Here is a 24800-nt window from a genome sequence, read left to right as displayed (position 1 = left end):
CATGAAAAGAATTAAATATTATATTTTATTATTGGCGTCAGTTGGCTGTTTCTCAGCCTGTACCTCTTGGTTGGATGAAGATCCGGTCTATTCTCAGAATAATGCAGTTGTTTTTTCATCAAGGAGTAATGCCGAATTGGCTCTGCTGGGATGTTATGGATATATGACGACAACAGGGGCGTATGGACAAATGTGGCAGGAACTGCCTATCATAGCTTCCGGATTTGCTTTCGGACAGCGTACTGCTTCTACGGCAATTTCATTGGAGGCTGTACCTAGTGATGACTTGATTCCTATAGCCTGGAATGGGATGTATAAAGTGGTGACTGAAGTAAATGCTTTTTTGGAAAGTTTGGACAAAAGCAGTTTGAGCGATACAGATAAGGTACAAATGGGAGGGGAGGCTAAATTCTTGAGAGGATTAGCTTATTATAATTTGGTTTCTTTGTTTGGTGATGTGCCATTAAAAACGGCTGCCTCTTCATCGGATGGTATTTCTGTACCTCGTTCCCCTCAAGCTGAGGTTCTGGCTTTGGTAGTTCAGGATATGAAAGATGCTATGGCTATTGATAGTAAGATTGTAGATGGGCGTGCGAATTCATGGGCTGCAAAAGCTTTTTTAGGTAAGGTTTATTATAAAATGGCGTGTCTGGGTATTGACGAAACTGCAAATTGGACGAATGCCAAGAATATGTTTGACGATGTTTATGAAGCTCATATTTTCGATCTTGAACCTAAATTCGGAGATTTGTTTGGTGATTATGTGACCGGATCAAAGGAGGCTATTTTTCAGTTGAATTTTACAACTTCTTCTACCGTTTGCTTTAATCGTGCAAGTAATCGTTTTGCTCCTCCGCAGGCTACTACGGGAATTTCTTGGGGAACTTATAAAGCGTCTAAAGCTGCTTATGATTTACATGAAGGTACTTATCCGGGAGATCCTCGAATTAATGAGACATTTTTGACTCGCTGGAGAAACCGTAGCGGTAACAACCAGGCTAATCCAAAGCCGACTGTGGGAGATGTACTTTCACCTAATGACTCTACTTACTTGTATCCTTATTTTGCATATGTAAATGGTGATATTGACGAGTATGTGATGAAGAATGGTGTTGCTACCAAAGAAAAAAAGAAATATGTAGGAAAGTTGCCTTATAAAGCATTCATTGATCCCAAGAACCCTACTATTGAGACTATTGAAAATTATGCTTCAACGCATGGCGTTACATTGGAAAATGTAGCTATCACCAAATGTTTAAAAGAAGTTTTTGTAAAAACCGGATCTCAAAATGCTTGGCCATGTTTTCAGAAGTTATATGATCAGAATCAGGTAGGTACAGCGAGTCATAAAAACTTAATGGTTTACCGTTATGCTGAAATGTTATTGTTGATGGCAGATGTGTACAATGAATTGGGGGACACTCCTAAAGCCATATCATTAGCAAAAGAAGTTCTAAATCGTGCACGTAATTCGGGTATGAAAGTTTCTGCTCAGCCGGCTGACTGGCCGACATCCTTGAATCAGGAAGAAGTAAGACAGAAATTGTTTTTTGAGCGTATCATAGAACTTTGCGGTGAGCCCGGAATGTATGAAATGCCTCGTATTCGTGGGACAAAGTATTTTAAGATGGCTTTGGAGTTACATAATAATCATGAAATAACGATAGCATCTGACGCATTGTATCCTGCTAGTTCTAATGCTTGGTTAGATCGTATTTATAATGGTACAAGAGGATTGACGGATGAATTTTTGAAAAAGAATTTGTTATTGCCAATTCCTAGTAGCGAGATTGACGCCAATCCGGCCCTTACTACTTCAGATAATAATTTTGGCTATACGAATTAAGCAGAAGCTTAAACCCCTTAAATGACTTGATAAATTTCCGGATGCGGGGGATATTTGTCCTGGCATCCGGAATTTAGGGTTATAATCAGTCCTTTTGAACATTTATGGAAATAAAATGGCGATAAATGGAAGTCGATTATTAATCAAAAAGCTTATTTTTGCCGATGATGAATTCTTCGTTTACTTAATTTATTATATATGAAAAATCTACAATCCGGACTATTTTACTCTTTGACTGGCGTTACCGCCGTAACTTCCCTTGTTTCTTGTTCAATCAAACAAAAGCCTGTGGAGCAGAAACCACTGAATATCGTCTACATAATGACAGACGATCACACAGCACAAATGATGAGCTGTTACGACACACGCTACATGGAAACACCGAATCTTGACCGCATTGCTGCCGACGGTGTACGTTTTACCCAAAGCTTTGTTGCCAATTCTTTAAGTGGTCCCAGTCGCGCCTGTATGATAACAGGAAAGCATAGTTGCGCCAATAAATTCTATGATAATACCACTTGCGTATTTGACAGTTCGCAACAGACTTTCCCGAAGCTGTTGCAGAGAATCGGCTATCAGACAGCATTGGTGGGTAAATGGCATCTTGAAAGCCTGCCCTCCGGCTTTGATTACTGGCAGATAGTCCCCGGACAAGGTGACTACTACAATCCGGATTTCATTACGCAAAATAATGACACTATTCAAAAACATGGGTATCTTACGAACCTTATTACTGATGATGCTATCGACTGGATAGAGAATAAACGCAACCCGGAGAAACCTTTCTGTCTTTTGATACATCACAAGGCAATTCACCGTAACTGGCTGGCAGATACTTGTAATTTGGCTTTGTATGAAGATAAAACCTTCCCGTTACCGGATAATTTCTTTGACGATTATGAAGGTCGTCCCGCTGCCGCTGCACAAGAAATGAGCATTGTAAAGGATATGGACATGATTTATGACCTCAAAATGCTCCGTCCTGATAAAAAATCCCGTTTGAAATCCTTGTATGAGAAATATATCGGTCGTATGGATGAAGCGCAACGTGCCGCATGGGACAGGTTTTACACTCCGATTATAGATGATTTCTATAAACAGAATCTTCAGGGTAAGGAACTTGCCAATTGGAAATTCCAGCGTTATATGCGTGATTACATGAAGACTGTAAAATCACTGGATGACAATGTTGGTCGCGTACTCGATTACTTGAAAGAGAAAGGTTTACTGGATAACACACTTGTAGTCTACACTTCCGATCAGGGATTCTATATGGGCGAACACGGTTGGTTTGACAAACGTTTCATGTACGAAGAATCTATGCGTACACCGCTTGTCATGCGTCTGCCGAAAGGATTCGACCGCAGAGGTGACATCACCGAAATGGTTCAAAACATTGACTATGCACCTACTTTCCTCGAACTGGCGGGAGCAGAGATACCTTCCGATATTCAAGGTGTATCTCTTGTGCCTTTGTTGAAAGGTGAACATCCGAAAGACTGGCGGAAAGCTCTTTACTATCATTTCTATGAATATCCTGCTGAACACATGGTGAAACGTCATTACGGTGTACGCACAGACCGCTATAAACTGATTCATTTCTATAATGATATCAACTGGTGGGAACTATATGACCTGCAAGCTGATCCGTCGGAAATGCACAATCTCTACGGACAACCAGAATACGAACCGGTGGTGAAGGAGTTGAAAGAAGAAATGCTGAAACTTCAGGAGCAATACAATGATCCTGTCCGTTTCTCACCGGAACGTGACAAGGAATAAATCCAATGTACATACATCATGAAAAAATATATCTTAATCATTCTCATTCTGCTTTCGCCATTGCCGGTGTTTTTGCAGGCTGATAACTTAACATCCCCTTTTAATTCAATAGTTCCACGCCCGGCACAAATTACGCCGGGTAGTGGTAGCTTTATCTTTTCTGCAAAAACTACATTTGCAGTAGAAAATCAGGAACAGGCCACAATTGCTCACAACTTTATCGATTTGTTTGTCCATGCTGCCGGGATAACCCCCATGTTAAATGTCGGGAGCAAGGAGGGGCAAGTCCTTTTCGTGACAGATTCTTCTTTAAAAACTGAAGCGTATCTGTTAAAGGTTACGCCGGAACAGATACTTATTAAAGCTTCGGATACAAAGGGCTTTTTTTATGCATTACAATCTATCCGCCAACTTCTGCCTGCTGCCATAGAATCGGGACAACCGGTAAAGAATGTCGCGTGGAGTGTTCCGGCAGTGACAATTCAGGATGAACCTCGTTTTGGTTTCCGGGGATTACTGTTGGATCCGGTACGTTGTTTTATTCCTAAAGAAAATGTACTGCGGATTATCGACTGTATGGCGATGCTGAAAATCAATAAACTTCATTTTCATCTGACAGATGATAACGGTTGGCGGATTGAAATCAAGAAATATCCTCGTTTAACGGAAGTCGGTGCATGGAGGGTAGACCGTACGGATGTGCCTTTCCACTCACGCCGTAACCCGAAACGGGGAGAACCAACGCCGATAGGCGGTTTCTACACACAGGAAGATATCAGGGAAATAGTGGCTTATGCCGCTGACAGGCAGATTGAAGTTATTCCCGAGATAGATGTACCGGCACATAGTAATGCGGCGCTTGCTGCATATCCTCAACTTGCCTGTCCGGTCGTGAAAGACTTTATCGGTGTACTTCCCGGATTGGGAGGACGGAACTCAGAGATTATTTATTGTGCGGGAAACGATAGTGTATTTACCTTTCTGCAAGATATTTTCGATGAAATTCTGACACTTTTCCCTTCCCGCTATATTCATGTTGGGGGAGATGAGGCACGAAAGACGAACTGGGAAAAATGCCCGCTTTGTCAGAAGCGGATGAAAAAGCAGCATTTGACTAATGAAGAAGATTTACAGGGCTACTTTATGAAGCGTATCAGTGATTATCTGCGTAAAAAAGGACGTGAAGTGATTGGTTGGGACGAGTTGACAAACAGTTCTTTTCTTCCCGAAGAGTCTATTATACTTGGTTGGCAGGGAATGGGAACGGCTGCCCTGAAAGCTGCCGAAAAGGGACATCGATTTATTATGACTCCGGCACGTATCATGTATCTGATCCGTTATCAGGGACCTCAATGGTTTGAACCGGTAACATATTTCGGAAACAATACACTGAAAGATGTTTTTGACTACGAGCCTGTGCAGAAGGATTGGAAACCGGAATATGAATCTTTATTAATGGGCATACAAGCTTGTATGTGGACAGAATTTTGTAATAAGCCGGAAGACGTGGATTATCTCTTGTTTCCTCGTCTGGCTGCTCTGGCAGAAGTAGCATGGACGCCCACGGGCACAAAAGATTGGTCCGGTTTCTTGAAACGGATGGATGTATATAATGCACATTTGGCGGAAAAAGGGATTGTTTATGCCCGTTCGATGTATAATATCCAGCAAACGGTGACACCGGTGAACGGACATCTGGAGGTGAATCTGGAATGTCTCCGTCCGGATGTGGAAATTCGCTATACGCTGAATGGCAGTAACCCGGCGATGTCCTCACATCGTTATGACGGACCTATCCGTGTGACAAAAACGCAAATGGTGAAAGCCGCCACCTTTATGGACGGCAAGCAAATGGGAGAAATCCTGGACTTGCAGCTTACATGGAACAAAGCCACGGCAAAACCATTGCTTGGTAATAAGAAAAATGAAATGTTATTAGTCAACGGATTGCGGGGAAGCCTGAAATATACTGATTTCGAATGGTGTAACTGGAGCCGGAATGATTCAATTTCTTTCACCATAGATTTGCTTGGTAAGGAAAAATTGAATAAATTTGCCATTGGTTGCATTACGAATTATGGAATGGGAGTGCATAAACCGAAAATGATCCGTGTGGAAGTTTCCGATGATAACCGGACATACTGTGCCATAGGGGAGTTGAACTTTTCTTTGGAAGAAATTTATAAGGAAGGAACTTTTAGAAATGATTACTCGCTGGATATGGGTGGCGTATCTGCCCGTTATGTACGTGTGACGGCGAAAGGAGCAGGGATATGCCCTAAAGATCATGTCCGTCCCGATCAGGAAGCAAGAATCTATTTTGATGAAGTAATGATAGAATAAGAGTCTAGTCGTTAAAAATAATAATTATGAACATTAGCTTAAAGAAACGAACCTTTTTAATCTTATTGGCAGGACTGACTGCTACCTTCGCTTCGGCGCAGGAACAACCGTTGCCCGAATGGCAGAGCCAGTATGCGGTAGGACTGAATAAACTCGCTCCTCATACCTATGTATGGCCTTACGCCAATGCTTCCGATATTGAAAAACCGGGCGGATACGAACAGTCTCCTTTTTATATGACCCTGAACGGAAAATGGAAATTCCATTGGGTGAAGAATCCCGATAACCGTCCGAAGGACTTTTATCAGCCTTCTTATTATACCGGAGGTTGGGCGGACATCAATGTTCCCGGCAATTGGGAACGTCAAGGGTATGGTACAGCTATCTACGTCAACGAAACGTATGAGTTTGACGACAAAATGTTCAACTTTAAGAAGAATCCGCCGTTGGTCCCTTATGCAGAAAATGAAGTCGGCTCATACCGCCGCACATTTAAAGTGCCTGCCGACTGGAAAGGACGTCGGGTAGTACTTTGCTGTGAAGGTGTTATCTCTTTCTATTACGTATGGGTGAACGGGAAACTGCTCGGATATAACCAAGGCTCGAAAACGAATGCCGAATGGGATATCACGGATGTCTTGAACGATGGAGAGAATGTAGTGGCTTTGGAGGTATACCGTTGGAGTGCGGGTGCTTATCTCGAATGCCAGGATATGTGGCGTTTGAGTGGTATCGAACGTGATGTTTACTTGTACAGTACTCCCAAACAGTACATTGCCGACTATAAATTGAATGCTTCTTTGGATAAAGATAGATACAAAGACGGTATCTTCGGACTGGAAGTAACTGTGGAAGGACCTTCTTCTACTACCGGTTCTATTGCGTATACATTGAAAGATGATTCGGGTAAAGCTGTCTTGCAGGACGCTATTCAAATTAAATCCCGCGGATTAAGTAATTTCATAGCATTTGATGAAAAGAAGATTCCGAATGTGAAAGCCTGGGATGCGGAACATCCCCACCTTTATACACTCGTGCTCGAACTGAAAGACGACCAAGGTAAAGTCACTGAACTGACCGGATGTGAAGTTGGTTTCCGTACCTCGGAAATCAAGGATGGACGTTTCTGTATCAACGGCGTTCCGGTATTGGTAAAGGGAACCAACCGCCACGAACATTCGCAACTCGGACGTACGGTAAGTAAGGAACTAATGGAACTGGATATCAAACTGATGAAACAACATAACATCAACCTTGTTCGGAACTCACATTATCCTACCCATCCTTACTGGTATCAGCTTTGTGACCGTTACGGATTGTATATGATTGATGAAGCCAATATTGAATCTCACGGTATGGGCTACGGTCCCGCCTCCCTTGCCAAAGACAGTACTTGGCTGACAGCCCACATGGACCGTACACACCGGATGTACGAACGTTCCAAGAATCATCCGGCCATAGTTATCTGGTCGTTAGGAAATGAAGCTGGCAACGGTATTAACTTCGAACGTACTTATGATTGGCTGAAATCTGTAGAAAAGACCCGCCCCGTGCAGTATGAACGTGCCGAACTGAATTATAATACGGATATTTACTGCCGTATGTACCGTAGCGTAGACGAAATAAAAGCGTATGTAGCGAAGAAAGACATTTACCGTCCTTTCATCCTTTGTGAATACCTGCATGCAATGGGTAACAGTTGCGGCGGCCTGAAGGAATATTGGGATGTCTTCGAAAGCGAGCCTATGGCACAAGGCGGTAACGTATGGGACTGGGTAGACCAATCTTTCCGCGAAATAGACAAGAGCGGGAAATGGTACTGGACTTACGGTGGTGATTATGGTCCGCAAGGAATTCCCAGTTTCGGTAATTTCTGTTGTAACGGCTTGGTCGGTGCCGACCGTGAACCACATCCGCATCTGCTCGAAGTGAAGAAAGTGTATCAGAATATAAAGACCACTTTACTTGACCGGAAGAACATGAAACTTCGTATCAAGAACTGGTACGATTTCTCTAATCTGAATGAATATATATTCCATTGGAATGTAACAACCGATAGTGGAGAGAAACTGGCAGAAGGGACTAAAGTGCTGGATTGCGAACCGCACGCTACCATAGATATACAGTTGGGTAATGTGATTCTTTCGAAAAAGGACCGTGAGGCTTATCTGAACGTTAGCTGGACCCGTAAAGAGGATTCCCCGATGATAGATAAAGACTGGGAAGTGGCTTATGACCAGTTTGTACTTTCCGGCAATAAGAATTCTACGGCTCATCGTCCGCAAAAAGCAGGTGAAACAACATTTACCGTTGATAAAAAAACAGGAGCTCTGACTTCGTTGAGTCTGAACGGCAAAGAGCTGTTATCTACTCCATTGACATTAAGTCTTTTTCGTCCGGCTACGGATAATGATAACCGTGATAGAAACGGAGCACGTCTGTGGCGTAAAGCAGGACTGGATAATATTACCCAGAAAGTCCTATCACTGAAAGAAGGCAAATCCTCAACAACTGCCCGTGTTGAAATACTCAACGCGAAAGGACAGAAAGTTGGTACGGCTGACTTCATCTATGCACTGGATAAGAATGGCGCATTGAAAGTGAGCACTACTTTCGAACCGGATACAGCACTTGTGAAATCAATAGCTCGCTTGGGGGTAACGTTCCGCGTGGCTGATATGTATGACCAAGTTTCCTATTTGGGACGTGGTGACAATGAAACGTATGCCGACCGTAACCAATCCGGTAGAATCGGACTGTATCAGACAACCCCCGAACGTATGTTCCACTATTATGTCACTCCGCAATCCACGGGTAATCGTACTGATGTACGATGGGCGAAGTTTACGGATCACTCCGGTGCAGGTATCTTTGTCGAGTCAAACCGTGCTTTCCAGTTTAGTATCATTCCTTTCTCGGATGTGTTATTAGAGAAAGCCCGTCATATCAATGACCTGAAACGTGATGGAATGTTGACCGTGCACTTGGATGCAGAGCAGGCTGGTGTAGGAACAGCTACTTGTGGTCCCGGTGTATTGCCGCAATATTTGGTTCCGTTGAAGAAACAGCACTTTGAATTTACCCTTTATCCGGTAAAATAAGTGTTGAACCAATAGGTTATTAGATTATATATAATAGGTGTGGATTTTACTGGCTTTTCTGAATATTGTCAGAAATGTTCTATGAAAGTAGTGAAATTCACACCTTTACGTTATCTTTGCACTATCAGTATTAATTAAATTTTATATCATGAACAAACTACTGACCGCAGTATTATTATCCTCTGTCATAACATTGAGTGTTCAGGCACAAAAGGCAGAAGAATATTATGTGAAGCATGTTGAATTTCCCCCGAACGCGACTCTTGAACAGAAAGTAGATATGGCGGCGCGCCTGATACCTACTCCCCAACAGTTATCCTGGCAACAAATGGAACTGACCGCTTTTCTCCATTTCGGTATCAACACTTTTACCGGACGCGAATGGGGAGACGGAAAAGAAGATCCTGCACTTTTCAACCCTTCGGAACTGGATGCCGAACAATGGGTGCGCAGCCTTAAAGATGCCGGATTTAAAATGGTGCTTCTGACGGCGAAACACCACGATGGATTCTGCCTTTGGCCTACGGCCACCACCAAACATTCCGTAGCCTCTTCTCCTTGGAAGAACGGACAAGGAGACGTTGTGAAAGAACTCCGGAAAGCCTGCGATAAGTATGGAATGAAGTTCGGAGTCTATCTCTCTCCGTGGGACAGAAACGCGGAATGTTATGGAGATTCTCCCCGATATAATGAGTTTTTTATCCGCCAGTTGACGGAACTGCTGACCAATTACGGTGAAGTGCACGAAGTCTGGTTCGACGGTGCGAATGGAGAAGGACCGAACGGAAAGAAACAAGTATATGACTGGGACGCTTTCTATAAAACGATTCAACGTCTGCAACCCAAAGCTGTTATGGCAATTATGGGCGATGATGTGCGTTGGGTAGGAAATGAGAAAGGACTGGGACGTGAAACAGAATGGAATGCCACTGTGCTCACTCCGGGAATTTATGCCCGTTCGGCGGAAAACAACAAGCGCCTGGGTGTCTTTAGTAAAGCGGCGGACTTAGGAAGCCGTAAGATGTTGGAGAAGGCCACGGAGCTGTTCTGGTATCCGTCGGAAGTGGATGTGTCTATCCGTCCGGGGTGGTTCTATCATGAGGCGGAAGATAGCAAAGTAAAGTCTTTGAAACATCTGTCGGATATCTATTTCCGGTCGGTAGGCTATAATTCCGTGCTCTTGTTGAATATTCCTCCCGATCGTAAAGGCTTGATAAGTGAGGCGGATGTGAATCGTCTGAAAGAATTTGCAGCTTACCGCCAACAGATATTTGCTGACAACCGGGTGAAAAAAGGAAGAAACTACTGGAATGCCACTTCGGGTAGTGAAGCTGTTTATTCCTTGAAGCCGAAGTCGGAAATCAATGTTGTAATGCTTCAGGAAGATATAACGAAAGGGCAGAGGGTAGAGGCTTTTACCGTTGAGGCTCTGACGGATAACGGTTGGAAAGAAGTTGGTAAAGGCACGACAATCGGATATAAGCGTATGCTGCGTTTTCCGGCGGTAAAAGCCGGCAGGCTGCGGGTGAAGATTGATGAATGTCGTCTGACTGCTCACATTAATCAAGTGGCTGCTTATTATGCGCCTCCTTTGCAGGCAACCGTTCAGGGTGAAGATTGGAACAACCTGCCCCGTACCGGTTGGAAACAGGTCGCTGCTTCGCCGTTGACGATTGACTTGGGCAAGTCGGTGACATTGACCAGTTTTACCTATGCTCCATTGAAAGCGGAAGCAAAACCTACAATGGCTTTCCGTTATAAATTCTTTGTGAGTGCGGACGGCAAGAACTGGAAGGAAGTTCCTACCAACGGTGAGTTCAGTAATATTATGCATAACCCGTTGCCGCAGACCGTTGCTTTCGGTCAGAAAGTGCAGGCACGCTATATTAAGTTGGAGGCTACTACGCCTACCGCAACAACCGCAAAAGTGGAAATGAATGAAATAGGAGTGAAGATAACCCCCTGACGGAGTTGTCATCATTGAAAGATATGCTTAGAGAGTAGCAGTGAGGACTGGCGGTCTTGATTTCTCGTGAATCAGACGCCAGTCTTTTTTTTATTAAACCAAATGAACCTTTTACTGTTATTAATTAAAAAAGACAGAAGTTATGCTAGTAGTAGATTTAGGAAAGTGGATGAACAAAATCCTGATAGATTGGGGAATAGACCCGAAGGTAGCTGATCGTTTTGATGAAACTATTATTGCTTTGCTGATGATAGCGATTGCTATCGGTCTGAATTATCTGTGTCAGGCGATTCTTATAGGAGGAATGAAGCAATACACCCGTCGGAAACCACATCTTTGGAACACGTTGTTGATGAAGCGTAAGGTGTTTCATAATCTGATTCATACGATTCCGGCTTTTCTGGTTTATGCTTTGCTGCCAATGGCTTTTGTTCGTGGCAAGGATTTATTGCTTATTTCCCAGAAAGCTTGTGCCGTTTACATCATCTTTTCTTTGTTGTTGGCAGTTAATGGGATTTTGCTGATGATAATGGACATTTACGATGGAAAGGAGTCGATGAAGAACCGCCCGATGAAGGGATTCATTCAGGTGTTGCAGGTACTTTTGTTCTTTGTCGGAGGAATTGTAATTATTGCTATTATCGTGAATAAGTCTCCGGCCAGCCTGTTTGCCGGATTAGGTGCTTCGGCAGCTATTCTGATGTTGGTGTTCAAGGATTCCATATTGGGTTTTGTAGCAGGCATTCAGCTGTCTGCCAATGATATGGTTCGTCCCGGAGACTGGATTACGCTTCCTTCCGGCGCAGCTAATGGTACGGTGCAGGAGATTACGTTGAATACAGTCAAAATTCAGAACTTCGATAATACGATCTCTACCGTTCCGCCTTATACTCTGGTCAGCAGCCCCTTTCAGAACTGGCGGGGAATGGTGCAATCGGGAGGACGAAGGGTGATGAAGAATATAACCCTGGACTTGACTACCCTCCAATTCTGTACGCCGGAAATGCTCGACCGTTATCGAAAAGAAATACCTTTAATGGCAGATTATCAACCCGAGGCAGGAGTCGTGCCTACCAATTCGCAGGTTTACCGTGTGTATATTGAACGGTATTTGTGTAGTTTGCCTGTGGTGAATCAGGATTTGGACTTAATTATCAGCCAGAAGGAAGCCACGATGTATGGTGTGCCTATTCAGGTATATTTCTTTTCCCGCAATAAGGTCTGGAAAGAATATGAACGTATCCAGTCAGATATCTTCGACCATTTACTGGCAATGGTTCCTAAGTTCGATTTGAAGGTTTATCAGTATTCGGATTGAATGATTATATTCTCAAAGTATTCTCACCATGATGAGAAAAAAATCTCATCATGGTGAGAATTTTTTCTCATTATGAGGAGAATTTTTTCTCATTATGAGGAGAATTTTTTCTCGCTATGGTGAGAATAATCCCTTGTCTGAGGTATGCTGGGATGAGGTTTATGGTCTTAATTAATAAAGAATCAGATTAAAATCGACATAGATTGGCAGATGATCGCTAATACCCCCCTGATATTTCATTCCTTTATAGGTGCGGAAAGGTTCCTTATCGCCATATTTCTTATCTTCGGTCAATAGAAAAGGGAGGTTGGAAACGGTTGCTTTGTTTTCGCTTGTGGAAAAACTGTTTGCTGGGTTAAGTAGAGAACCGGATACAATTAGGTGATCGAGTAATCCCCATTCTCCCCGATATTTGTATGAACCGAAATTTTTGGATTGGGCTTTTCGGGCAAGTAAATGGTAAAGCTTTAAAGGAGAAGGAGCAGTTGGCGAAGGAGATTCTGCTTCCAGTATTTTCTGAATAGATTTATTGGTCGGATAGTCATTGAAATCTCCCATAATGATAATTTGTGGATGAAGCCGTATGTTGAGAATACTGTCAGCCTCTGTGTACAGTATTCGGGCTGCATGAAGGCGGTACGGTTCGGATTCTTTTGCTCCGCCGGAACGACTTGGCAAGTGGCAGACAAATACGTCCAGTGTGTCTCCGGTCAGTAGCAAACCACTGACGTGCAACAAATCTCTCGTGGGGCGAAACTGTTTCAGGGGCGGAATAGAGACAGAACGGAAAGACAAGAGTTTGAATAAATCCCGTTGATAGAGCAATGCTACGTCAATGCCTCTTAAATCGGGAGAGTCGGTCATGACATAGCGGTAATTCAATTCCTTTAAAGGAGAACGGCGGGTGAGGTCGCGAAGTACCGTATCATTTTCTACCTCACATAACCCGACTAATGCCGGAGGTTCCCATTCGCCGACGGCAGTAATGACACGCGCCATATCAGTCAGCTTTTTCTTGTATCTGGTGTAATTCCAATGACGGAGGGCATCGGGAAGAAACTCACGGTCGTTTTTCAACGAATCATGATGTATGTCGAATAGGTTTTCTACATTCCAACTTACAACTCTGAAACGGATTTGTTGTGCAAAGGAGAGGGTGCAGAAGCCCATAACAAAAAAGATTATGGCCATAGCTGCTCTTTTTCTGCTACGACCACAATCTCCTTTTTTATAGTGGCTTATCTGTCCGTTACTTTTTGGCAGGTACATGTGCCAGAATATCCAACAGATGTTTCCAGAATTTCTCTACGGTAGGGATAAGCATCCGTTCGTCAGGAGAGTGAACTCCTGTCAAGGTCGGGCCGAAAGAAATCATATCGAGCGTCGGATACTTGTCGAGGAACAGACCGCATTCCAGTCCGGCATGAATCGCCTTTACTTTGGCATCTACGCCGAATAGACGTTTGTATGATTCGGCAGCCACTTCTAGGATAGCTGAATGCGGGTTCGGTTTCCAGCCCGGATAACCTTCACCGAAGGTAACATTGGCTCCTGCCAGTTGGAAAGCGGAGCGGACAGTATTTGCCATGTCGTCGCGTGCGGACAGGATAGAACTGCGTTGGCTGGTTTCGATACGGATGACATTGTTCGGTTTCATCTTGACAGAAGCCAGATTAGTAGACGTTTCTACCAGTCCGGGGATGTCCTGACTCATGGCATAAACACCGTGAGGGGCTGCATACAGAGCTTTCAGCAGACGGGCGGTGGTATCCTGATCGATAGCTGTTTTACGGGGAGTTTCCGATTCAAGGACTAGTCGCAAGTCCGGTTCGGTAACGGATAACTCGTTTTCTACTTCGCTGGTGAAGATATTCAGTTCGGTGCGGACGTCATGTTTGGCGTCTTCGGGAACCGCGCAGATTGCGTATGCTTCGCGAGGAATGGCGTTGCGCAGGTTACCGCCGTTGATTTCGCAGAGGTACAGGTCATGTCTGGTAGCCATGCGGGTGAGGAAGCGGTTCAGTATTTTGTTGGCATTGCCTCGTCCGAGGTGGATGTCACCACCGGAATGTCCTCCTTTCAATCCTTTCACTTCTACTTTGAAGAAGAAATATCCGGCGGGAACTTCAACCTCTTTATAAGTAAACTCTGCAACGGAATCGATACCTCCGGCGCATCCGATAAAGATCTCTCCTTCATCTTCCGAGTCGAGATTAAGCAGGATGTCACCACTCATGAAACCTTCTTTCAGGGCGAAAGCTCCAGTGAGTCCGGTTTCCTCGTCTACGGTAAACAGGCATTCCAGCGGACCGTGCTCAATGCTATCGTCGGCCAGAATAGCCAGTTCGGTGGCTACGCCGATACCGTTGTCGGCTCCAAGGGTGGTACCTTTCGCTTTCAACCATTCACCGTCAATTTCTGTTTCAATGGGGTCGGTGAGGAAGTCGTGTTGAACGTCGTTGTTCTTTTCACACACCATGTCGATATGCGATTGCAGTACGACAGTTTGCAGGTTTTCTTTTCCCGGAGTAGCGGGTTTCTTGATAAGTACGTTACCGGCTTCGTCCACTTTGGTTTCCAGGTTATGTTTTGCTCCGAATGCCTTCAGGTAGGCAATCATTTTTTCTTCCTTCTTCGAAGGGCGGGGCACCTGGCAGATTTCTTCGAAATACTTGAATACGCCGGCCGGCTTCAAATCTTTTTTTTCCATGCTGTTTCTATTTTATAATAGGAATAGAAGAGTGGTTTTGGCTTCTTCTATTGCTAAATATGGTTAATTTGATTGGCTTATCTGAACTCATATCTCATTAAAGCCTATCTTTGCACTCACAAAATTAATAGAAATGGTTGAGACTATACTGATAACTTTGTTAATAGTTGCTATTTCCCTGGTATTATTAGGGGTGAAAGTATTCTTTACGAAGGGAGGGAAGTTCCCGAACGGTCATGTGAGTGGGAATAAAGCGCTGCGTAAGAAAGGGATTGGGTGTGCACAGTCTCAAGATCGCGAAGCACAGAAGAAGCCACGTTTTTCTATTGATGAGTTGGAAAAAGCCTTGAACGATAGTATGAATTAAATTATTAAAAACAATACACTTATTAAATTATGAATAGAATGAACTACCTCATGAACGGTTTGGCTGCTCTTGCGTTTATTGTTTTATTTTCACAATGTGCCGGCAAAACTGACAATCAAACTTCAACAACTCCGGCTCAGGTGAATGCCGAACTGTCAGGAATGAAAATCGCCTATGTTGAAATAGATTCGCTATTAGCTAAATATAACTTCTGTATTGACTTGAATGAGGCAATGGTGAAGAAGAGCGAAAACGTTCGTATGACACTGAATCAGAAAGCTACTGCTTTGAATAAGGAAAAACAAGACTTCCAGAAGAAGTATGAAAACGGTGCTTTCCTGTCACAGGATAGAGCTCAACAAGAATACAATCGTTTGGCTAAGATGGAACAAGACTTGCAAGAGTTGAGTAACAAACTTCAAAACGGTTTAATGGAAGAAAACAATAAGAACAGTTTGCTGTTCCGTGATTCTATCAATGCTTTCTTGAAAGAATATAATAAGACACATGGATATAGCTTGATTTTCAGTAATACAGGTTTTGATAATCTGCTTTATGCTGATAGCGCGTTCAATATCACAAAAGAAATCGTAGACGGGTTGAATGCAAGATATTCACCTGCTGCTAATAAGTAACTTTTTTTAGCTTTTCTCTTATAAAAGAGATTTCATTGTTTATATTAGAAATATGTAAATTATAATGTTCCTGTTCTAGGCTGTGAAGTTTTGGACAGGTTTTTTTATGCCCTTTCCTTTTCTTCTTCCTGTGGAATACGGAAGGCGGTGTAGAGTTCGAGTATGGCAGCAATAGTGAGGCAGGCAATCCATTCATTGCCTCGTGTGGTAAACATGAAAGCACCAGTCAGTATAAGAGCGAGTGCTCCGAATATCTGCTGAACACGGAGACGTTTCAGTGTCTTGCTTTTCCCTTTTACCGGGGTGTTTACTTGTGCCAGTGCAATGAATCCGGCTCCAATAGTATATATGTAGGGTGCATAAATCCAGCCTGTAATGAATACGGCTGCTCCTGTGAGGGCCATTACGGCGCCTACGCCAAAGAGGGCGGGTACTAGTTGCTTCATTCTTTAATCTTCAAAAACGTAAATATCTTCATTGGGTTTCTTCATCAGATACTTTTCGCGGGCGATCTGTTCGATAGCATCCGGATTGGTACTTATTTCATTAAGGCGCTTGGTATTCTCTTCGTAATCCGCCCGGTACTTTTCTATTTCTTCTTTCAACTGGCTGATCTCCCGTTCGTATCCAAGACGGCGAAGCAGGCTGTTTTCATCCAAAAAAACGATAATGACAGCAAATGCGACGATAGTGATAAGATACTTGCGTCGGCATATAAATTCCCAGATACTGATTAGTTTACCCATAATTAATCTTTTTAATCTCCGCAAAGATAAAACTAATAACTTAAAAACTTATCGCTTCTGCTTCAAAACTTCTCTCTCTATCCCTTATTACTTATCACTTTTTTGTGTACATTTGCAAGCAAAGCAAAAATAGAGAAAATCCCGGATATGGAAAACTATATTGTATCGGCCCGTAAATACCGTCCCTCCACGTTCGAATCGGTGGTAGGACAGCGGGCGCTGACCACTACGCTAAAAAATGCAATTGCTACTCAGAAACTTGCTCATGCGTATTTATTTTGCGGACCGCGTGGGGTAGGAAAGACTACTTGTGCACGTATCTTCGCCAAAACAATCAACTGCATGACACCTACTGCCGACGGTGAAGCTTGCAACCAGTGTGAATCTTGTGTTGCCTTCAACGAGCAGCGGTCGTATAATATCCATGAGCTTGATGCAGCCTCCAACAACTCGGTGGACGATATTCGTCAGCTGGTGGAGCAGGTGCGTATTCCGCCACAGATTGGCAAGTATAAGGTTTATATCATCGACGAGGTACACATGCTTTCGGCTTCTGCATTCAATGCGTTTCTGAAAACGCTGGAAGAACCTCCCCGTCATGCTATTTTCATCTTGGCCACGACGGAGAAGCATAAAATTCTTCCGACCATTCTTTCCCGTTGTCAGATTTATGATTTCAATCGTATCAGTGTGGAAGATACGGTGAATCATCTTTCGTATGTTGCTTCGAAAGAAGGAATCTCAGCAGAGCCGGAAGCACTGAACGTGATTGCCATGAAAGCAGATGGAGGTATGCGCGACGCATTGTCTATCTTCGACCAGGTGGTGAGTTTTACCGGAGGAAATATCACGTATAAAAGCGTGATTGACAACCTGAATGTACTTGATTACGAATATTATTTCCGTTTGACGGATTGCTTTCTTGCCAATAAAGTGAGTGATGCATTGTTGCTTTTCAACGATGTGTTGAATAAGGGATTCGATGGAAGTCACTTTATAACCGGATTGTCTTCTCACTTTCGCGATTTGTTGGTAGGCAAAGATCCGGTAACACTTCCTTTGCTTGAGGTGGGAGCGAGTATCCGCCAACGTTATCAGGAACAGGCGCAGAAATGCCCGTTGCCTTTCTTGTATAAGGCGATGAAGCTCTGTAACGAATGTGATTTGAATTACCGCATCAGCAAGAACAAGCGTTTGCTGGTAGAACTGACCTTGATACAGGTTGCGCAGCTTACCACCGAGGGGGATGATGTGAGTGGTGGGCGTAGCCCTAAACAGACTATAAAACCCGTGTTCTCACAACCTGCCGCCGCTCAGCCGTCGCAGGTAGCTTCCGCTTCATCTGTACAGCAGGCTCCTGTTCATTCGTCACCGGCTTCGGTTACTGCTAATGTCACTCCCAACAGGCAGCCGCAGATGGCTACGACGGCAAGGCCTGTATCGCCTTCTGCTACGAATACGACTTCATCCGCTCCTTTGCCGGGCGCAGGAATTCCTTCGGTTGCCAAAGAGGAACGAAAGGTTCCGGTGATGAAGATGTCCAGCTTGGGCGTATCTATCAAGAATCCGCAGCGCGATCAGGCCGCGCAGAATGCAACTGTAGCTCATGTTCCCAGAGTACAGCAACCGGAACAAGACTCTAACTTCAATGAACGGGATTTGAATTATTATTGGCAGGAGTATGCAGGTCAGTTGCCGAAAGAGCAGGTGGCTATCGCAAAACGCATGCAGGTGCTTCGTCCGGTGTTGCTCAATAACTCTACCACTTTTGAAATTGTAGTGGATAATGAGATTGCTGCAAAGGACTTTACGGCATTGATTCCTGAGTTGCAGGATTATCTCCGTGTCCGGTTGAAGAATAGTAAAGTGGTGATGACGGTACGGGTAAGTGCACCGACAGAAACGGTTCGTGCAGTAGGTCGTGTGGAGAAGTTCCAGATGATGTCTCAAAAGAATCAGGCATTGATGCAGTTGAAAGAAGAATTCGGATTGGAACTGTATTAGTTTCGGGTAAGAAATTCCCGCTTCCTTTTTCTGCAAGACAAGAATAGAAATGACAAACGCCGGCAGACTTGCAGTGTTCTCACTCAAGTCTACCGACGTTTATTTTTAGTGTAATCGGTTGTTCATACGGTCCTCATATCCATCTCCCGGTCTTCTTTCCGGCATTACGATCCATAGGATGATATATATGATGATTCCGGCAAAAGCGGTGAAGATTGTTGCTAATACATAGACGATTCTTAATAGGGTGGGATCCCAGCCGAAATAATCGGCGATTCCGGCACATACCCCTGCAACCATTCGGTTACCGGCGGAAGCTCTGGTTAATTTTTTGTTATTTTCCATAATATACTGTTTTTGTATAAGAAAAAAGCTCCGAATATTACTACTCGAAGCTTTCATCAATTACTCTTATTGTTGGGGGTGGAAGACCGGACTCGAACCGGCGACATTCAGAACCACAATCTGACGCTCTAACCAACTGAACTACATCCACCATGTCTGCGTTTCTCTAACGCGGTGCAAAGATAGATATTATCTTTAAATCTCCAAAGAATTCTATTACTTTTTTTTATAAAAAGTGTATTCTTTTATTCCCCGATTGTGCTTGCTGAAAAGGGATCGCGCATCATTCGTGAAGATTTTCAACGAGTTACGGGCTTTTAAAGGAACTAACTCTATCGGTAAGTTTACCGGAAGTAATTGGTGATTTTTTTTCTCAGATTGAACCGGTCGTGCTGTCCATACTAAGCTATACTCGCAGTTGTTGAGGCGGACGGTACTATCCTTTACCAGTTCCATTTTTACCATGAGTCCGCCGTCGGTACGGCGGGCGGACATATTGGAAATATAATTTCCCAAAGAATATACGACAAGATGTTTGTCATTTGTCAGGCTATCCGTACGGACTTCAATTGGTTGGACAACGTGCGGATGTGAACCAATGACATGGTCTACTCCTTTTTGAAGAAGCCAGCCGGCAAGGAACTTTTGCTCTTTATCAGGAAGGGATTGATATTCGATTCCCCAATGCATACAGGCGATAATGGCATCCGGATGCAGTGTCTTGCTCACTTCGATGTCTTTGGCGATAATAGCCGTATCAATATAGTTCACGATATTGGGAGGAGTAACGGCGATTCCGTTGGTTCCATACGTATAGTTGAGCAGGGCGATACGGAATCCGTTCTTTTCTAACAGGAGCGGATATTTCTTTTCGCGTTCTTCGGCATTGGTGTACGTACCGGCATGAGGGATATTCAGAGAGTCGATCAGAAGAATAGTACGTTCCAATCCTGATCTTCCGCGGTCGAGACTGTGGTTGTTGGCTGTCACCAGTACGTTGAAACCGGCGTCGTGAATGGCGGTGAGGAATTCGTCGGGTGCGCTGAAAGCAGGATAACCTTTATAGGGCTTTCCACCCAAAGTAACTTCCAGATTGGCTATGGCAAGATCTACACTCCCAATTTCTTCTTTCACGTATTCAAAGCAAGCGGAGTAATCATAAGTCCCTGTTGCGGTACGCGCAGCATTGATCTGTCCTTGATGTTGCATGAGATCGCCTACGAAAAGAAGCCGCAAGGTGTCGGCAGACATGATGCTGTCGGGTGTCGACAGAGTATCAGATAAGGTATTAATAGAATCTCTCCTTGCCTGCGACCGGGAGGTGCAGGACAGGGAGAGAAATAAAATCATCAGAAACAGTGCATGTCTCATTGATAAATGGCTTTCTTACCGGCTAAAAGTGTATTTTTCATTAACGATACTATCGTCATCGGACCAACGCCACCCGGTACGGGGGTGATGTAAGAACATTTTGGCGCTACTTCGTCGAACTTCACGTCACCGGTCAGCTTGAATCCGGATTTCTTGGTTGCATCCGGCACACGGGTAGTACCTACATCAATTACGACTGCACCTTCTTTTACCATTTCAGCCTTCACAAAGTTGGGCTGTCCCAAAGCGGCAATGATAATGTCGGCTTCCTGACATTCTTTTATCAGGTCTTTGCTGCGGCTGTGACATACGGTGACGGTTGCGTCTCCCGGATAAGCCTTCTGCATCATCAGGGCAGCCATAGGCTTGCCGACGATATTGCTTCGGCCGAGTACGACACATTTCTTGCCCGAAGTCTCAATTTTGTAACGCTTCAGTAGTTCGAGGATACCGTTGGGAGTGGCAGATACATAACACGGAAGTCCGATAGACATACGTCCTACATTAATAGGGTGGAATCCGTCTACGTCCTTACGGTAATCAATCGTTTCGATAACTTTCTGTTCGGAGATATGTTTCGGTAACGGGAGTTGGACGATGAATCCGTCTACGTCACTGTCTTCATTCAGTTCACGTACTTTGGCAAGCAGTTCTTCTTCGGTCACGTCGCTTTCGTAGCGGATGAGGGAAGATTTGAACCCACAAACTTCGCAGGCTTTTACTTTGGCGGCTACATAAGTTTCGCTGCCACCGTCGTGTCCCACAAGGATAGCTGCCAGGTGGGGACGTTTACCGCCCTGAGCCACAATTTCGGCTACTTCGGCTGCAATCTCTTGTTTTACTTGTTCGGAAATGGCTTTTCCGTCTATCAGAGTCATATTTTCAGAGTATTTATTGGTGATAGGCAAAAGTAAAATAAATAACTGAACTCTCCAAAAGGATTGTTGTTTTTGTCGGGATACAAAAAAAACAGAGGCTCTATTTAGGTGAAACAGAGCCTCTGTTTACCCCAAATAGAGCCTCCGTTTGATGCAAATAGAGCCTCTGTTCGGAAACAGGCTAAAAAGGACTTTTTCCTGATTAGATTTCCATATTCTTATTCGTTAATAGCTGTCCTTTGTACTCTCCGGTCAGTGTGCGGAGGAAGGCTACAATCTTATCTACTTCCTGTTGTGGCAAATCGATGCCCAACTGGTATTTAGCCATTGCACGGACTGCGTCATCCATAGTAGCCATGCTGCCGTCGTGGAAATATGGAGCGGTCAGTTCGATATTCCTCAGACCGGGCACTTTGAAGCGGTGGCGGTCACGTTCTATTTGAGTCTGTTTGAAGCGGCCGTTGTCTTCTTCAGTCATTTCTGCCTGTCGATCGGCAAAATAATCGTGCTGTACGCCTATCAGTTCATAAGATTTCCCTCCCAGGATTTCTCCTACATGGCAGGTTGCGCAATCATACTTCTTGAAAAGTTCGTATCCGGCGATTTCGTTTTCGGTGATTGCATCTTTTTGTCCTTTCAGATAGCGGTCGAAGCGTGAGTTGGGAGTCAGCAAAGTCTTTTCAAACTCCTGAATGGCGTCTGTGATATTCTTCTCACTCAATCCGTCGGCATACACTTCGTTGAATGCGGATACGAAATCTTTGTCTTCAGCCAATTTATCGATAATCTGGTCGAATGATTCGCAAGCCATTTCCACCGGATTCAACGGAGGACCGGCAGCTTGTTCGGCAAGAGTTCCGGCACGGCCATCCCAGAATTGAACGAAATTGTATGCGGCGTTGTATACTGTCGGGGCATTGACGCCACCAAACTGTCCGCCTACACCTTCGGAATATTGTTTGTTGTCCACGCCGCCTGTATCCAACCCGTGGCAACTGGCACATGATACGGTATTGTCAGCAGATAAACGTGTGTCATGATACAACAAATTACCCAGAACGACTTTGCGTACATCCACTGCGATAGAATCGGCAATGGGACGAATGGGTTCGTTGGCAAATTCCGGTGCTACTGTAATGTCCGTATACATTCCCATACGGTGACTTTTTACCCAGTTCAGTGCGACTTCCTTTTTTGCGTCATTGAAGGAAGCCCCCCAATGCACAAGGTAATATTTTGCCTGGGGCATTTTTCCGTCGAGGATCACTTTTTCTATTTTGGCCAGGTCTGCCGGATTGAGGGGCTGTCCTGCTTCCAGATCTGCCTCCATTTGGGTCATGTCGAAGGCACGGTATGCCTTGCTGACGTCTTCCATTACAATTTTTCCGGCCACAGGCATGCTTGCATAGAACGGTAGGTCCGGTGTTGAGGTATGACATCTCAAACATCCTGCATCCGTAATAATCTGCTGCATCTGCGCATTTGCTTCCAGATCGGCAGAAGGTACGCGGTGCATAAGTCGATAAGTGACTGCTAATGCCGCTACCACTACCAACAGTGCCACAATTAGTTTTGTACTTTTCTTCATTTCACATTTGTTTTTTTAGATTAGTTATTACGATTATATAAGTGTACGCTTTGTTGAGCCGCCGGTAAATAATTTACTCCGTACCAGCACATCTGCAAAGTCAGGAAGGACATGATGAGCAACACATAAAGCGTTTTCCGTCCCGTTTTCCGAAAAAGACGGAGGTGTACGTAAAGTAAATACCCTGCCCAAGTGATGACTGCCCAAGTCTCTTTCGGATCCCAGCTCCAATAGTTTCCCCATGCTTCTTTTGCCCAAAGGGAACCTAGCAGCATACCAATGGAGAGGAATGCTATTCCCGCATAAACCAAATTGTCGGCTGTGTGCAAGTATTCTTCCTTATGGCGGAACAACCCGGTCAATGCGATTATAAAAGCACAGCCCAATACAGAGTAAGAGAACATATATACGGTGACATGGGGAATGAACCATATGCTTTGCAGAGCCGGCATTAGTGACTGGTCGTGTATCTCGGGTTTCATCAGATTGATAATGACAAAGACTGTGGCGAGCAGTGCCGAGAAAGAAAGAATCCAACGATACTGCCATCTGATATAAGTCAGTAGTCCGGCTATGCCCATGAAGAAAGAGTACCACAAACGGGTTTCCCCCATAGTGCGTAACGGAGGACGTTGCAGGAAGAGCCATAATCCGGTAATGAATACGGCCAGAACGATAATTCCGCCTGACGTAAAACCGATTGCTGTCTTACTTCTTGTTGACGAGCGAAGGGCAAATACTGCTCCTATCAGCCATAAGCAGATAGATACTGCTGCAAATACATAGAAATTATCCCAGTTTATCATCTGTTTTAGGTCCGTTAATGAATAGAAGAATAGCTCCCGCAAGCATCATCAGGATACCTGCTACTATTATATATTTCCAGGGTTGTTTTACTACCTGCAAGATGCAGTACTCACTCTCGTTGCCTTTCGTTACGTCATAGCCGGTGAGGTAAATATCTTCTCCCAACCGATAGGCGTATGGGTGATTGACCTCAAGCAATGCTTTTTCATTTCCCAGACGTACATTGGCGGCAAAGCGGGAAGGACGCCCGTTCGGGTAGTATTCTACGGCAAAAGAGTTGAGTTCGATTTCATAATCCAAATAATGCGATGCACCGTTCATGTCGAATGCTTCGCGTGATGGCTCACCTTTATATATAGGTATACGTAAAGTCTGTGTGTCACTGCTTCCTAGAAAACCGGCAAATAGAGCCAGCCATAGCCCCGCGTGATTCAGGATGAATCTCCAACGTGCCTGTTTGCGGTAATGATAGGCGTGAATGGTAATCATTGCCAGGTTACTTAATAAGAACAGAAGTATGGCGATGAATATCCAGGAAGTCATAAAGTTATAGCAACCTAAAAAGGCTGGAAGCCCTTCACGCATTTTTGCTTCCGCATCGGATAGTTGAGGGAAAAGACCTATTATCAGGCAACCGCAGATGAGTAATCCGATAGATAGGATACTTGCTTGGGAAGAATAGAGGAATCGGGTAAATTTTGCAATTTTATATTCCTTATACAACATCCATAACAAGAAAAGCCATAGCGCTGCAAAAACAAGATTGAGCGGAAAGGCGAAAAAGGAAACCGGAAAATTTCCCGTAAGTAGTTGCATCGCAACTGCCAGTGAAATATATACCATTACGTAGACGTAGTGCATATTCGTGCTTTTGTTCTGTTATTTTTTGCAAAGTAAACAAATAAAAATGAATATACATATAAAATCTATGTAAAATTGTAATCATTACAATTGAATGACAGAGCTGATGTGATTATAAGGAGAAAATCACAT

General features: G+C 44.1%; 19 protein-coding genes and 1 tRNA gene. 9 read left to right on the top strand and 11 right to left on the bottom strand.

Annotated features, from left to right (window positions below; translation table 11 throughout):
• Position 1: 1 nt before the first annotated feature.
• The 6 genes from CGC64_RS16360 (at position 2) to CGC64_RS16335 (ending at position 12356) form a co-directional block, all read left to right on the top strand.
• The gene (locus CGC64_RS16360; RefSeq protein ID WP_005678480.1) at positions 2–1846 is read left to right on the top strand and encodes a RagB/SusD family nutrient uptake outer membrane protein; all 1845 of its coding nucleotides are present in this window, start codon (positions 2–4) and stop codon (positions 1844–1846) included.
• A 198-nt stretch (positions 1847–2044) separates the two neighbouring features.
• A complete protein-coding gene (locus CGC64_RS16355) occupies positions 2045–3628 on the top strand; it encodes a sulfatase family protein (protein WP_005678481.1) in 1584 nt (527 codons plus the stop codon).
• An 18-nt stretch (positions 3629–3646) separates the two neighbouring features.
• The gene (locus CGC64_RS16350; RefSeq protein WP_005678482.1) at positions 3647–5971 is read left to right on the top strand and encodes a glycoside hydrolase family 20 protein; all 2325 of its coding nucleotides are present in this window, start codon (positions 3647–3649) and stop codon (positions 5969–5971) included.
• Positions 5972–5997: 26 nt separating this feature from the next.
• On the top strand, positions 5998–9072 hold the full coding sequence (locus tag CGC64_RS16345) for a glycoside hydrolase family 2 TIM barrel-domain containing protein (protein ID WP_005678483.1): 3075 nt from the start codon (positions 5998–6000) through the stop codon (positions 9070–9072).
• Between the two features lie 148 nt (positions 9073–9220).
• Positions 9221–11038 (top strand): alpha-L-fucosidase, encoded by a 1818-nt coding sequence (locus tag CGC64_RS16340; RefSeq protein ID WP_005678484.1) that lies wholly within the window; start codon positions 9221–9223, stop codon positions 11036–11038.
• Positions 11039–11180: 142 nt separating this feature from the next.
• The gene (locus CGC64_RS16335) at positions 11181–12356 is read left to right on the top strand and encodes a mechanosensitive ion channel family protein (protein ID WP_005678485.1); all 1176 of its coding nucleotides are present in this window, start codon (positions 11181–11183) and stop codon (positions 12354–12356) included.
• 171 nt (positions 12357–12527) lie between these two features.
• On the opposite strand, the gene CGC64_RS16330 is transcribed toward CGC64_RS16335, so the two are convergent.
• On the bottom strand, positions 12528–13547 hold the full coding sequence (locus CGC64_RS16330; RefSeq protein WP_373101049.1) for an endonuclease/exonuclease/phosphatase family protein: 1020 nt from the start codon (positions 13545–13547) through the stop codon (positions 12528–12530).
• A 58-nt stretch (positions 13548–13605) separates the two neighbouring features.
• Complete coding sequence (locus CGC64_RS16325; RefSeq protein ID WP_005678488.1) at positions 13606–15066, bottom strand: aminoacyl-histidine dipeptidase; 1461 nt, start codon at positions 15064–15066, stop codon at positions 13606–13608.
• A gap of 133 nt (positions 15067–15199) precedes the next feature.
• Between CGC64_RS16325 and CGC64_RS16320 the strand changes: the two genes are divergently transcribed.
• Both CGC64_RS16320 and CGC64_RS16315 read left to right on the top strand, forming a co-directional pair.
• Complete coding sequence (locus CGC64_RS16320) at positions 15200–15433, top strand: hypothetical protein (RefSeq protein ID WP_005678489.1); 234 nt, start codon at positions 15200–15202, stop codon at positions 15431–15433.
• Between the two features lie 29 nt (positions 15434–15462).
• Positions 15463–16068 (top strand): OmpH family outer membrane protein, encoded by a 606-nt coding sequence (locus CGC64_RS16315; protein ID WP_005678490.1) that lies wholly within the window; start codon positions 15463–15465, stop codon positions 16066–16068.
• Between the two features lie 104 nt (positions 16069–16172).
• On the opposite strand, the gene CGC64_RS16310 is transcribed toward CGC64_RS16315, so the two are convergent.
• Entirely contained in the window at positions 16173–16514 is a 342-nt protein-coding gene (locus CGC64_RS16310; RefSeq protein ID WP_005678491.1) for a hypothetical protein, read from the bottom strand.
• A gap of 3 nt (positions 16515–16517) precedes the next feature.
• Positions 16518–16814, bottom strand: a complete 297-nt coding sequence (locus CGC64_RS16305; RefSeq protein WP_005678492.1) for an FtsB family cell division protein — start codon at positions 16812–16814, stop codon at positions 16518–16520.
• Positions 16815–16961: 147 nt separating this feature from the next.
• Between CGC64_RS16305 and CGC64_RS16300 the strand changes: the two genes are divergently transcribed.
• Positions 16962–18818, top strand: coding sequence for a DNA polymerase III subunit gamma/tau (locus CGC64_RS16300; RefSeq protein ID WP_005678493.1), 1857 nt, complete (start codon positions 16962–16964; stop codon positions 18816–18818).
• 105 nt (positions 18819–18923) lie between these two features.
• On the opposite strand, the gene CGC64_RS16295 is transcribed toward CGC64_RS16300, so the two are convergent.
• The 7 genes from CGC64_RS16295 to CGC64_RS16265 all read right to left on the bottom strand — a co-directional run bounded on the left by CGC64_RS16295 (position 18924) and on the right by CGC64_RS16265 (position 24668).
• The gene (locus tag CGC64_RS16295; RefSeq protein WP_005681588.1) at positions 18924–19163 is read right to left on the bottom strand and encodes a PspC domain-containing protein; all 240 of its coding nucleotides are present in this window, start codon (positions 19161–19163) and stop codon (positions 18924–18926) included.
• A 73-nt stretch (positions 19164–19236) separates the two neighbouring features.
• A tRNA-His gene (locus tag CGC64_RS16290) sits at positions 19237–19315 on the bottom strand.
• Positions 19316–19379: 64 nt separating this feature from the next.
• The gene (locus CGC64_RS16285) at positions 19380–20534 is read right to left on the bottom strand and encodes a CapA family protein (protein WP_005681586.1); all 1155 of its coding nucleotides are present in this window, start codon (positions 20532–20534) and stop codon (positions 19380–19382) included.
• Positions 20531–21412, bottom strand: a complete 882-nt coding sequence (gene folD / locus CGC64_RS16280; RefSeq protein ID WP_005681584.1) for a bifunctional methylenetetrahydrofolate dehydrogenase/methenyltetrahydrofolate cyclohydrolase FolD — start codon at positions 21410–21412, stop codon at positions 20531–20533. The genes CGC64_RS16285 and folD overlap by 4 nt, the downstream gene beginning before the upstream one ends.
• Before the next feature lie 202 nt (positions 21413–21614).
• The gene (locus CGC64_RS16275) at positions 21615–23000 is read right to left on the bottom strand and encodes a cytochrome c peroxidase (protein ID WP_005678499.1); all 1386 of its coding nucleotides are present in this window, start codon (positions 22998–23000) and stop codon (positions 21615–21617) included.
• Positions 23001–23020: 20 nt separating this feature from the next.
• The gene (locus CGC64_RS16270) at positions 23021–23806 is read right to left on the bottom strand and encodes a cytochrome c biogenesis protein (RefSeq protein WP_005678500.1); all 786 of its coding nucleotides are present in this window, start codon (positions 23804–23806) and stop codon (positions 23021–23023) included.
• The gene (locus CGC64_RS16265) at positions 23790–24668 is read right to left on the bottom strand and encodes a cytochrome c biogenesis protein ResB (RefSeq protein ID WP_005681582.1); all 879 of its coding nucleotides are present in this window, start codon (positions 24666–24668) and stop codon (positions 23790–23792) included. Before CGC64_RS16265 ends, CGC64_RS16270 begins: the two co-directional genes overlap by 17 nt.
• Positions 24669–24800: the final 132 nt, after the last annotated feature.

Origin of the sequence: Bacteroides caccae (assembly GCF_002222615.2) — a bacterium.
Lineage (GTDB): Bacteria > Bacteroidota > Bacteroidia > Bacteroidales > Bacteroidaceae > Bacteroides > Bacteroides caccae.
This window is presented reverse-complemented; position numbering and strand designations above follow the sequence as displayed.

Bases quoted from the DNA above. Each gene is read 5' to 3' on its own strand.
- CGC64_RS16330 (WP_373101049.1), bottom strand. From the start codon at position 13,547: ATGGCCATAATCTTTTTTGTTATGGGCTTCTGCACCCTCTCCTTTGCA.
- CGC64_RS16305 (WP_005678492.1), bottom strand. From the start codon at position 16,814: ATGGGTAAACTAATCAGTATCTGGGAATTTATATGCCGACGCAAGTAT.
- CGC64_RS16360 (WP_005678480.1), top strand. From the start codon at position 2: ATGAAAAGAATTAAATATTATATTTTATTATTGGCGTCAGTTGGCTGT.
- CGC64_RS16285 (WP_005681586.1), bottom strand. From the start codon at position 20,534: ATGAGACATGCACTGTTTCTGATGATTTTATTTCTCTCCCTGTCCTGC.
- CGC64_RS16355 (WP_005678481.1), top strand. From the start codon at position 2,045: ATGAAAAATCTACAATCCGGACTATTTTACTCTTTGACTGGCGTTACC.
- CGC64_RS16265 (WP_005681582.1), bottom strand. From the start codon at position 24,668: ATGCACTACGTCTACGTAATGGTATATATTTCACTGGCAGTTGCGATG.
- CGC64_RS16315 (WP_005678490.1), top strand. From the start codon at position 15,463: ATGAATAGAATGAACTACCTCATGAACGGTTTGGCTGCTCTTGCGTTT.
- CGC64_RS16345 (WP_005678483.1), top strand. From the start codon at position 5,998: ATGAACATTAGCTTAAAGAAACGAACCTTTTTAATCTTATTGGCAGGA.
- CGC64_RS16320 (WP_005678489.1), top strand. From the start codon at position 15,200: ATGGTTGAGACTATACTGATAACTTTGTTAATAGTTGCTATTTCCCTG.
- CGC64_RS16350 (WP_005678482.1), top strand. From the start codon at position 3,647: ATGAAAAAATATATCTTAATCATTCTCATTCTGCTTTCGCCATTGCCG.
- CGC64_RS16300 (WP_005678493.1), top strand. From the start codon at position 16,962: ATGGAAAACTATATTGTATCGGCCCGTAAATACCGTCCCTCCACGTTC.
- CGC64_RS16295 (WP_005681588.1), bottom strand. From the start codon at position 19,163: ATGGAAAATAACAAAAAATTAACCAGAGCTTCCGCCGGTAACCGAATG.
- CGC64_RS16340 (WP_005678484.1), top strand. From the start codon at position 9,221: ATGAACAAACTACTGACCGCAGTATTATTATCCTCTGTCATAACATTG.
- CGC64_RS16325 (WP_005678488.1), bottom strand. From the start codon at position 15,066: ATGGAAAAAAAAGATTTGAAGCCGGCCGGCGTATTCAAGTATTTCGAA.
- CGC64_RS16310 (WP_005678491.1), bottom strand. From the start codon at position 16,514: ATGAAGCAACTAGTACCCGCCCTCTTTGGCGTAGGCGCCGTAATGGCC.
- folD (WP_005681584.1), bottom strand. From the start codon at position 21,412: ATGACTCTGATAGACGGAAAAGCCATTTCCGAACAAGTAAAACAAGAG.
- CGC64_RS16270 (WP_005678500.1), bottom strand. From the start codon at position 23,806: ATGATAAACTGGGATAATTTCTATGTATTTGCAGCAGTATCTATCTGC.
- CGC64_RS16275 (WP_005678499.1), bottom strand. From the start codon at position 23,000: ATGAAGAAAAGTACAAAACTAATTGTGGCACTGTTGGTAGTGGTAGCG.
- CGC64_RS16335 (WP_005678485.1), top strand. From the start codon at position 11,181: ATGCTAGTAGTAGATTTAGGAAAGTGGATGAACAAAATCCTGATAGAT.